Consider the following 10,221-nt stretch of genomic DNA (forward strand, 5'->3'; position numbering starts at 1 on the left):
ACAATGCCTCCCTCCTCGATCACACAGCAAACGCACCCCACCATCAAACAGAGCCATCTCGACCGGCTGGAAGCCGAGGCCATTCACATTTTCCGGGAAGTCGCGGCAACGTTTTCGAAGCCGGTGATGCTGTATTCGGTCGGCAAGGATTCTTCGGTCCTGCTGCATCTGGCGWTGAAAGCCTTCTATCCGGCAAAGCCGCCGTTTCCGTTTCTCCATGTCGACACGACCTGGAAATTTCGCGAAATGATCGCGTTTCGCGACGCCATGGTGACCAGGCATGGCTTCGATCTCCTGGTTCATATCAACGAGGATGGCGTTCGCGAGGGCATCAATCCCTTCGTTCACGGTTCCAACACCCATACGCACGTGATGAAGACGGTCGCGCTAAGGCAGGCGCTCGACAAATACCGCTTTGATGCCGCGTTTGGCGGGGCCCGCCGCGACGAGGAAAAATCCCGAGCCAAGGAACGCATCTTCTCCTTTCGCAATACCAATCACGCCTGGGACCCCAAGAACCAGCGGCCGGAAATGTGGAAGATCTACAACACGCGAGTCGCGCCGGGTGAATCGATCCGCGTCTTTCCGCTGTCGAATTGGACCGAACTCGATATCTGGCAATACATCCTGCAGGAAGAAATCCCGATCGTACCACTCTATTTCGCCAAGCGGCGGCCGGTCGTCGAGCGCGACGGCATGTTGATCCTGCGCGACGACGAGCGCATGAAATTGCTGCCGGGCGAAACCGTCGAGCATCGTCTCGTTCGCTTCCGCACGCTCGGCTGCTATCCGCTGACCGGCGCCATTGAATCGGACGCTTGCGACCTCCAAGCCATCGTCATGGAAATGCTCACCGCACGGACTTCCGAGCGTCAAGGCCGTCTCATCGACAAGGACGAGACCGGTTCAATGGAGAAGAAAAAACGCGAGGGCTATTTCTGATGACGAGGCACGACCTTCCCGTTTCCGCCGCGCGTTTCGACTATGGCGACTTCATAACGGACCAAAACGAAAAGTCGCTGTTGCGGTTTTTGACCTGCGGCTCGGTCGACGACGGCAAGTCAACGCTGATCGGCCGCCTGCTCTACGACACCAAGCTGATTTTCGAGGATCAGCTTGCCGCGCTGGAAAGGGATTCTAGCAAACATGGCACCAATGGTGCCGACATCGACTTCGCGCTTTTGGTCGATGGCCTGGAGGCCGAGCGGGAGCAAGGCATCACCATTGACGTCGCCCACCGCTTCTTCGCGACGCCCAAACGCAAGTTCATCGTCGCCGACACCCCCGGCCACGAACAATATACCCGCAACATGGCAACCGGCGCTTCGACCGCCGATCTGGCCATTGTGCTGGTCGATGCCCGCCGGGGCATTCTGCAACAGACCCGCCGCCACTCCATCATCGCTTCGCTGCTCGGCATCCGTCACGTAGCTCTTGCCGTGAACAAGTTCGATCTGGTCAATTTCGACCGGGAGGTTTTCGAGCGCATCTCAGCTGAATATCGTGACTTTGCGTTCAGTCTCGGCTTCCAGTCGATCGAGCCGATCCCGATGTCGGCACGCTATGGCGACAACGTCACCCGGCCGTCGGATGTAATGCGCTGGTATTCGGGCCCGACGCTGCTCGAACACCTCGAGGCGATTGCGATAGACGGCGACGCGGTGGACAAGCCGTTCCGTCTGCCAGTCCAGTATGTGAACCACCCCAACCAGGATTTTCGCGGCTTCTCGGGCACCATGGCGTCGGGATTTGTCAGCACTGGCCAGACCGTAGTTGCAGCGAAGTCGGGGCGCTGCTCGCGCGTGAAGCGAATCCTCGTCGGTACAGCGGATAGTCCGCTGGCAATCGCCGGCCAGTCGGTCACCCTTTTGCTGGAGGACGAGATCGAGATCTCGCGCGGCGACGTGCTGTCCACCGTCGATGTACGCCCCGAAGTGGCGGACCAGTTCCAGGCTACAATCGTCTGGTTCGACGACAAGCCGCTGCTGCCCGGCCGGCCTTACATTCTACGCACGGAGACCGACCAGGCAGGAGTGACGGTGACTGCGCTGAAACATCGGATCAACGTGACGAGCTTTGCCAAAGAAGCCGCAGCACATCTCGACATGAACGAGATCGGCGTATGCGATCTCTCTGTCCAGGCGCCAATCGCTTTCGACCGCTACAGCGACAACCGTGTCACCGGCGCGTTCATCCTCGTCGACCGCATGACCAACGCCACCGTGGGTGCTGGCATGATCAGCCATCCGTTGCGGCGCGCGCGCAACATCCACTGGCAGATGCTCGACATCGACCGCAGCCAGCGCGCGGCGCAAAAGTTTCAAAAGCCAGCCGTACTGTGGTTCACTGGCCTGTCGGGATCGGGCAAGTCGACAATTGCCAACCTGCTTGAGAAAAAACTGAACGCGGCTGGCCGGCACACCTATCTGCTCGACGGCGACAACATCCGCCACGGGCTCAACCGGGATTTGGGTTTCACCGAGGAGGACCGGGTCGAAAACATTCGCCGCGTGGTCGAAGTCGCCCGGCTGATGGCCGATGCCGGGCTGATCGTGCTCGTGTCCTTCATTTCGCCATTCCGCGCCGAACGACAGATGGCACGCGAACGGATGGAAGAGGGTGAATTCGTCGAAATATTCGTCGACACGCCATTCGAGGAATGCGCAAGGCGCGATCCGAAGGGGCTTTATGCGAGGGCCCTGAATGGCACGATCAAGAATTTCACTGGTCTCGATTCGCCCTACGAACCTCCCGAGAACCCGGAACTCCATCTTCAAACACTCGGCAGAAACGCTGAGGAGATGTTGGATGAACTGGAGAATTGGCTCGATGAGCACAGTATGGTTCGCTGCTTCAACCCTAGCGGACAGGAACCCGGCCCTCGGGAGTCGACGGGCGAGCACTCCACGACTCGAACTTAGCAATCTGGAGCGCCCGTGCACGGCGACCGGCAATCCCTTGCCGATGCCGTACAGGAGGAGGAGGAGGTTGCGATATTCGCGTGACGCCTCCCAACTGTCCGCCGAGGCTGATTGACTCCCGCACGTCCGCAGCCTGCGTAGCGACGTCGACGCTCCAGCAGCTTCTTGTACGACTTCTCCAGGCCCTGCACGTGGATCGCCGGCCCCAGGACCTGATTGGGTGTCATCTGAATATCCGTTCTCTCGTTACTGTTCGTTGCCCGCGACCCGATCAATGGCGTCGGTCAGCTGTTCCCGCTCCTTGTTGGTCCCCTGACCCTACGAGTAGTTCATGAGAAACGTCTCCGCGAACTCCAGGGGTTCTCCCCGACGATCTCGCGGATCGGGGTTCCGTTCGCGGCGCTCTGCTCGAATGGATCTGCAAGATCCTCCAGCATCGAAAACAGGGTGTCCCCTTTCGTTATCGCCCCAAAGTATATCAGGTACTGATTCAGCGCATCGATCGCCGTGCCATAGTTCGCGGGAAGCCCTTCCGTGCGCGCCTTGTACTGCAGGTAGCGCTTCTTCTGCTCGAGGGACCCTGTGATCTGCTCGATCCATCCTGTGGCCATGTCTAATACCTCCTTCGCGGAGCTGTTCGAGCTATCTCCGCCATGGCAGGCCCGTCCGGCGGCACTTTGCCTGTGCGAATTTACACCCCGCTCATTTCGCACCTGAACAGCGCTTTACCCCTTCTCCATCATCACCCGTGTCCGCCGCTTGATCTCAACGGCATTCACAAACGCTATGGAGACGCCCGATGAACGGTCGAAACGCCGGCTTGCCGCCACGCTTTCTGCGCACCAAGGAAGCGGCCAATTTCCTCAGCCTCTCCGCCCGCACCCTCGAAAAGCATCGCACCTACGGAACCGGCCCCGCCTATCGCAAGCTTGGCGGCCGCGTCGTCTACGCCATCGACGATCTCGAAGCCTGGGCCGATCGCGGCGCGGTGACGTCCACCTCCGATCCGCGCGGTACTGTCCTTCCCGCCAAGCGCTATCCGACAACGCCTCCGGCGCATGCCGGTCGATACGCCCGCTGATTGCGCGGCGGTTCTCTTTTGTCGGGTCGGACTCGCCCACAGTCGGAACGCGGACAGCTCGATCTGTTCCATGCGCTTCCAGGCAACTTCGCGCCCCGCGATGCGCAGGACCTCATGGCCTATCCATTCTTCTCTCTCGCAAAATCGAAACGCGTCACGCCCATCGACTTCAAGGCTGGCGACGAGACCATCCGAGTCGAGGCCGTGCCGGATCATGGCATGGCCACGATCTGGGACGCCGACATCCTGATCTGGGCCGCCAGCCAGATCGTCAATGCTCGCGACGCTGGCTTGCGCACCTCGCGCCTGATGGCGACCACACCTTACGAAATCCTGACCTTCACCAGCCGGGGCGTCGGCGCGCGCGATTACCAACGGCTGAAAGCCGCGCTCGATAGGCTCCAGTCCACAACGGTCGCGACCTCCATTCGCCAGCCGGCGGAAGGCCGCCGCCATCGCTTCTCCTGGATCAATGAATGGCAGGAGCGCACTGATCGCGAGGGACGGCCCGTCGGCATCGAGCTGATCCTGCCCGACTGGTTCTATCGCGCCGTCCTCGATGACGCGCTCGTGCTGACCATCGACCCGGCGTATTTCGATCTGACCGGCGGCCTCGAGCGCTGGCTCTACCGGATCGTGCGCAAGCACGGCGGACGGCAGTCCTTCGGATGGAGCTTCGACTTCGCGCGTTTGCATCAGAAGTCCGGCAGTCTCTCGCCGCTCAAGCACTTCGTCTACGACCTGCGTGACATCGTACGCCGGCAGCCCCTGCCCGGCTATCGCCTCGCCATCGCGCGCCAGGCCAATGGCCCAGACGTCCTCACCTTCGTCGGTTCCGATCCGACTTTTTTCACCCCGCCGCGCCCGCGACGGAAGCCGTCAACGCGCTTTGGGGAAAAGCTGTGAATTCACTCGTGCTATCGGGGACCGCCCCTATCGTGCCATCGGGGACCCGATCCTCGTGCTATCGAGGACCGGAATCGACGATTCATCGTCCCGATTCAAAGCCTTGCGGCCGCCGTAACTTATCTAACCCAGATTCCTTCGGAATCTTTCTAACGGACCCGCGTCTTGGCTGGCTTGGGGATAACATCGCCAAGCCAGCGAAGAGCGGCCCATGCGGCCGGTTTCACCGCGCGGCCCACCGTCGACATCACGCCGGATCTGCGCGGTCGCATCCAGATCGCCGCGTACAAGCGCGGCATCCCATCACCGACATGCCTCCCGACCTGGTCGCGCGCGAATTCAACGCAACATCAGGAGACAAAACATGAACTACATCGCAGCCTCCCGCATGCGCGGCGGCCCGACGCTGGCCGCGCTCCCAGTCAACAACCTCATCCATGTCGAACTGACCTGGATCGAAAAGAAGATCGAGCACTGGATTCGCTTCGGCGCGTCCGCTCATGAACAGATCCTCGACCGCCGCCGTCGCATCCTCTCCTTCCGGCCCGGCACCGTCTTCGCCTTCGTGCGCTGGGCCTCGAACGACTTCGGCACAATCATCTCGCGCATCGACATCGTGCGCGCCGTGACACGCGGCGAAGCCTACCAGACGCTACCCTTCGTGCGCCCCGGCGGCGACATCCTGCTCAAGATCGAGAGCTGGCCTAAGGTCGAGCGCGTGCTGCAGGCGATCGACGCCATCGAGCAGCTCGGCATCGATCCAGAAGCGGTCTCCCCGGACTATTGGCGGCAAGCCCACAACCGCGTGACCGCCGGACAGGAGCCGCGCACCTATTCACTCGAACAGCATCGCGCGTTCCTTCTGCGCCGGAGGGCGGAGCCATGAGCCGCATCGCCATCGTCCTCTCGACGGTGTTCGTGACGATGGGCGTCGGCTATCCGGCACTCACGCCGATGCCGATCAAGCTCATTTGGAACGCCTCGCCCAGCGTGCCGATCGGGCTCTATGAGATCGACTTCGACGGTCCGTTCGAAGTCACCGATCTTGTTGCCGTCGACGCACTCGAACCTCTCGCGACGTTCCTCGCCGAGCGCAGCTATCTGCCCAAGGGCGTACCGCTCCTCAAGCGCGTTCGCGCGGTTTCCGGCCAAACCGTCTGCCGCAACAACCTTGCCATCACCATTGACGCCATCGAGGCCGGCTCCGCACTCGAGCGCGATCGCACCGGCCGCGAGCTGCCTGTCTGGCAGGGCTGCCAGCACATTCCGAACGGCGAAATCTTCCTCATGAACTGGCAGGTCCGCGACAGCCTAGACGGTCGCTACTTCGGCCTCACCTCCACTGACCAGATCATCGGCCGCGCCGTCCCGCTGTGGACCGACGAGGAAGGCGACGGTCGCTTCGAATGGCGCGCACCCATGCGGTGAGCGCGCAACAGGCGACGCTTCGCCGCGCCGTCCTCAGCATCACCGCAACAACAGAAAGGACCCATATCGTGGCTCAGATCGGACAGTTTACGCGCGAGGTGACAGGCTTTGTCGGACGCGTTCACACCCTCACCTTCCACCTTGAACTCGCTATCGTCTCGGTCGATCCGGGCGACACCGAGAATGCGCCCGACTACCGCATCCATCGCGGATCGGAGGATGGACCGGAGGTCGGTGCGGGCTGGACGCGCACGAGCGACAAGGCAGGCGAATACATCTCGTTGCAGCTCGACGATCCGACCTTCGACGAGCCGATCCGCGCGCGCCTGTTCCAGAACGGCGACGACGCCTCCTCCTGGTCGCTGCATTGGAACCGCCCGCGTGAGCGCGGCGAGAAAGCGTAAGCAATGCAGTTTCCGGGCATGTCATCACCGCAGCGGCGGCGGCACAAGCTGTGCCGTCGGCTGGCAGATGGAAGGCGGCGCGTTAGCCCGCGCCTTGCGCTTCTTCTCCTTTTCGGCCTTCTCCTCCATGCTTGCGCGACCGGCACTGCTCTTGCCGAGCCAGTCGCTGCACTACAACCGTCACAGACCGATCCCTATGCCGCTCACATCGCCGATGCCTCGAGGCGTTTCGGCGTTCCGGTCGCCTGGATACGCGCCGTCATGCGCACGGAGAGCGCAGGCGACCAACATGCCGTCTCTGGTGCCGGAGCGCGCGGCCTGATGCAGATCATGCCCGACACATGGGAGGAATTGCGCACGCGTCTGTCACTAGGTCGCGATCCCTTCGATCCACGCGACAACATTCTGGCGGGCACCGCCTATCTGCGCGAGATGCACGACCGCTTCGGTTCGCCGGGGTTCCTCGCAGCCTACAATGCGGGGCCGGCGCGCTACGAAGGCTATCTTGCAGGGCGTCCATTGCCCACGGAGACCCGCGCCTATGTCGCGACGCTCGCCCCTCTTATCGGTGGAGGTTCGCTGACAGATTCAGCGCCGAGACCCGCTGCGTCGATCACGGCGGAATCTCTAGCATGGCGTCGCTCATCGCTCTTCGTTCCGACCGCCGTTGGCATCGTCGCCGCAGAGCAGACGCAATCCGACAGCGACAAACCCGCAACGGTGGAGAGTGCCAGCGTGCGCGATGTCTCCGCCACCACACCGCGCTCGAACGGCCTCTTTGCCGTGCGTATCAGCGCAGGAAGCCCGCAATGACGGTTTTCGTGGCGTGGCGCGAACTTGCGTATCCCCGGAGAGGATGTGCGGCACGGTGGGGTGGCGCAGGGAAACACGGTAAGCGTCCGGGGGCTGCACGTGATGTCAGGCATTGACAGGATTTGCCGCTTTCCAGGCCCACGGCAGGAGGTCGTCGAGGCTGTTGACGGGATGTCCGTCAAGCATGCGCTGAAGTACGTCGGCGAGATAGGCGTAGGGCTCGACGCCGTTGAGCTTGGCGGTCTCGACCAGCGAACAGACGATCGCCCAGCGGCCGCCTCCCCCGTCCGACGGGACCTCATGATGCCCGGATTCTAGGGCATGAGGTGGAGGTCGCCTATCCGTTCCACCCGCTGTTCCGGCGGCCCGCGATCGTGATTGCAGATCAGTTCCACAACGGCAGTCGTCATTTGACCCTGCGCTCAGGCGAGTGCCCATCCTTCCTGGTTCCCGCATGGATGCTTGATCCAGCGGTCGCATCGGTCAAAACCACTGACGTTCCGCGCATTTCGGTTGCCCGACTTTTAGATCTTAGGGCGTTCCTGGACTCAGGCCTCGCCTGCAACCTTGGGGAAGAGATTCCCGAAGGAGGCACTGATGGCGAAGCAGTGGACGCATGCGCAACAGGATCTGTTCGAGGAGCCGCCGCCAGCCATGAGGCTCGCGCCGGCGGAGCGGACGAAAGCGGTGGAGCAGCTACAGGCACTCCTGATGGAGGCGATGGTGGCCGTGGCAGATCAGTTGGAGGCGGGCGATGACGAAGATCACGGCTGATCATCTGGTACGGAACGCCATCGTCTATGTCCGGCAATCGACGGCTTTCCAGGTTGCCCGGAACCTGGAAAGCCAGCGGCGGCAATACGGCCTGGCCGATCGGGCCCGCCAGTTGGGGTGGCCCGACGTCGAGGTGATCGATGACGATCTTGGCCGATCGGGCGGGGGCGCACGCCGGCCCGGCTTCGAAAGGCTTCTGGCGGCAATCTGCGAGGGCCGCGTCGGTGCCGTGCTCTCGCTGGAGGCTTCCAGGCTGGCGCGCAATGGGCGCGACTGGCATACGCTCCTGGAGTTCTGCGGTCTGGTCGGCACACTGATTGTCGACGAGGACGGCGTCTACGACTCGGCCTCGCCCAACGACCGGCTCCTGCTCGGCATGAAGGGCACGATGAGCGAGATGGAACTCTCGGTCTTTCGGCAACGCTCGACCGAAGCAATGAAGCAGAAGGCGCGCCGGGGCGAACTCTTCCTCACCGTGGCGATCGGCTATGTGAAGGCTGGTGGAGACCGTATCGAGAAGGATGCAGATCGACGTGTCCAGGAGGCCATCGCGTTGGTGTTCCGCAAATTCGCCGAGCTTCAGACGATCCGCCAGGTACTGGTGTGGTGCAGGCAGGAAAAGGTTCTGTTGCCTGCCCTGGGCAACAGTGCGGTCGGCCGGGTTATCTGGCGCTTGCCTGTTTATCCGACAGTTCATCACATGCTGACCAACCCCGTCTATGCCGGCGCCTACGCCTTCGGCCGCCGAACCGCGCGCGTGACGATCGAGAACGGGCGCAAGCGGGTGGTCCGGAGCATGCAGCGCGACTGGCGCAACTGGGAGGTTTTGATCCGCGACCACCACGAGGGCTATATTGCCTGGGCCGAGTACGAAAGGAATCAACAGCTGATCGCCGATAACACCAACGGCAAGCGGTTCATGAGCCGAGGCGCGGTCCGCACCGGCGAAGCACTGCTGCCCGGCCTGCTCCGCTGCGCCCGGTGCGGCAAGAAGCTTCACGTCCGCTACGGCCAGACTTATCGTTACGAGTGCGTGGGCGCCTTCAACCAACTCGCGGCGGCGCGATGCATCACCTTTGGCGGAATGCGCGTCGACCATGTGCTTGCCAAGGAAGTGCTGGACAGGCTCCAGCCTCTGGGCGTGGAAGCGGCACTGGCGGCCGTAGAAACGCTCAGTCAGCAGCGCTCGGAGAAGAAGAGCCAACTCGACCTGGCGCTGCAGCAAGCGCGCTACGAGGCTGCCAGGGCGCAGCGTCAGTACGACGCCGCCGATCCAGAGAATCGCCTTGTAGCTGGAGAACTGGAGCGGCGATGGAACGAACGGTTGGCTGCAGTTCGTGATCTTGAACTCGAGATGGATCAGCTCGATTCCGACAAGGCGCCGGCGCTGACCGAGGCCGACCGCGAGCGGCTCATGGCGCTCGGTCAGGACCTGATTCGTGCTTGGGAGAGCCCCGGCACCACGCCGGAGACGCGCAAGAAGATCATCCGCACGGTCATCGCCGAGATCATCGTCGATGTCGTCGGCGATAACCTGGAGCTGATCATCCACTGGCAGGGCGGTGACCATACCCGTCTGATGGTGAAGCGGAACCGCGCCGGCCAGACGCGGTGGACTACCGACGCGGAAGTGGTCGACTTGGTTCGCGCCCTGGCTCGCCAGATGCCTGACGAAACGATCGCCGCGGTACTTAACCGATCCGGTAAGACGACCGGGCATGGCAAGAGCTGGACACGGGGGCGTATCTGCTCCCTGCGCCATCAACATGACATCGCCGTCTATCGTGACGGCGAGCGCGCCGAACGCGGAGAGGTTACGCTCGATGAGGCGGCCGCAGCCCTGACCCTCAGCCAATCGACCATCCGCCGTCTCATCGCCGAGGGCGCTCTTCCG

11 protein-coding genes and 1 pseudogene are annotated in these 10,221 nt (G+C 62.5%); 10 read left to right on the forward strand and 2 right to left on the reverse strand.

Annotation, left to right across the window (positions count from 1 at the left end; translation table 11 throughout):
• Positions 1-3 precede the first annotated feature (3 nt).
• Together cysD and cysN are read left to right on the forward strand one after the other, a co-directional pair.
• Positions 4-942, forward strand: a complete 939-nt coding sequence (gene cysD / locus AC1DWF_RS16325; RefSeq protein WP_476841832.1) for a sulfate adenylyltransferase subunit CysD — start codon at positions 4-6, stop codon at positions 940-942.
• Entirely contained in the window at positions 942-2,921 is a 1,980-nt protein-coding gene (gene cysN, locus AC1DWF_RS16330) for a sulfate adenylyltransferase subunit CysN (protein ID WP_476788971.1), read from the forward strand. The genes cysD and cysN overlap by 1 nt, the downstream gene beginning before the upstream one ends.
• A 329-nt stretch (positions 2,922-3,250) precedes the next feature.
• Here the strand turns inward: cysN and AC1DWF_RS16335 are convergent, their stop codons facing one another.
• Positions 3,251-3,532: a DUF1048 domain-containing protein gene (locus AC1DWF_RS16335; protein ID WP_476782817.1), complete on the reverse strand. Its 282-nt coding sequence runs from the start codon at positions 3,530-3,532 to the stop codon at positions 3,251-3,253.
• 188 nt (positions 3,533-3,720) lie between these two features.
• On the opposite strand from AC1DWF_RS16335, the gene AC1DWF_RS16340 reads away from it, so the two are divergent.
• From AC1DWF_RS16340 to AC1DWF_RS16365, 6 genes are all read left to right on the forward strand, one after another.
• The gene (locus tag AC1DWF_RS16340) at positions 3,721-4,002 is read left to right on the forward strand and encodes a helix-turn-helix transcriptional regulator (RefSeq protein ID WP_476782816.1); all 282 of its coding nucleotides are present in this window, start codon (positions 3,721-3,723) and stop codon (positions 4,000-4,002) included.
• A gap of 114 nt (positions 4,003-4,116) precedes the next feature.
• Positions 4,117-4,908 (forward strand): replication initiator protein A, encoded by a 792-nt coding sequence (locus AC1DWF_RS16345; RefSeq protein WP_476841830.1) that lies wholly within the window; start codon positions 4,117-4,119, stop codon positions 4,906-4,908.
• Positions 4,909-5,272: 364 nt separating this feature from the next.
• Positions 5,273-5,794: a DUF2840 domain-containing protein gene (locus AC1DWF_RS16350; RefSeq protein ID WP_476782814.1), complete on the forward strand. Its 522-nt coding sequence runs from the start codon at positions 5,273-5,275 to the stop codon at positions 5,792-5,794.
• Positions 5,791-6,336 carry a S26 family signal peptidase gene (locus AC1DWF_RS16355; RefSeq protein WP_476782813.1) on the forward strand — a complete coding sequence of 182 codons (546 nt, stop codon included), beginning with the start codon at positions 5,791-5,793 and terminating at the stop codon, positions 6,334-6,336. The genes AC1DWF_RS16350 and AC1DWF_RS16355 overlap by 4 nt, the downstream gene beginning before the upstream one ends.
• Before the next feature lie 68 nt (positions 6,337-6,404).
• Positions 6,405-6,740: a DUF736 domain-containing protein gene (locus AC1DWF_RS16360; protein WP_476782812.1), complete on the forward strand. Its 336-nt coding sequence runs from the start codon at positions 6,405-6,407 to the stop codon at positions 6,738-6,740.
• 261 nt (positions 6,741-7,001) lie between these two features.
• On the forward strand, positions 7,002-7,553 hold the full coding sequence (locus AC1DWF_RS16365; RefSeq protein ID WP_476782811.1) for a lytic transglycosylase domain-containing protein: 552 nt from the start codon (positions 7,002-7,004) through the stop codon (positions 7,551-7,553).
• 105 nt (positions 7,554-7,658) lie between these two features.
• On the opposite strand, the pseudogene AC1DWF_RS16370 reads toward AC1DWF_RS16365, so the two are convergent.
• Positions 7,659-7,844 (reverse strand): annotated as a pseudogene (locus tag AC1DWF_RS16370) (transposase domain-containing protein); the annotation flags it as partial.
• A 306-nt stretch (positions 7,845-8,150) separates the two neighbouring features.
• On the opposite strand from AC1DWF_RS16370, the gene AC1DWF_RS16375 reads away from it, so the two are divergent.
• A complete protein-coding gene (locus AC1DWF_RS16375; protein WP_176477851.1) occupies positions 8,151-8,327 on the forward strand; it encodes a hypothetical protein in 177 nt (58 codons plus the stop codon).
• The coding region (locus AC1DWF_RS16380; protein WP_476841831.1) for a recombinase family protein at positions 8,308-10,221 on the forward strand (1,914 nt) is incomplete at its 3' end. The genes AC1DWF_RS16375 and AC1DWF_RS16380, both read left to right, overlap by 20 nt.

This window comes from Aminobacter sp. P4_D5 (assembly GCF_056401815.1).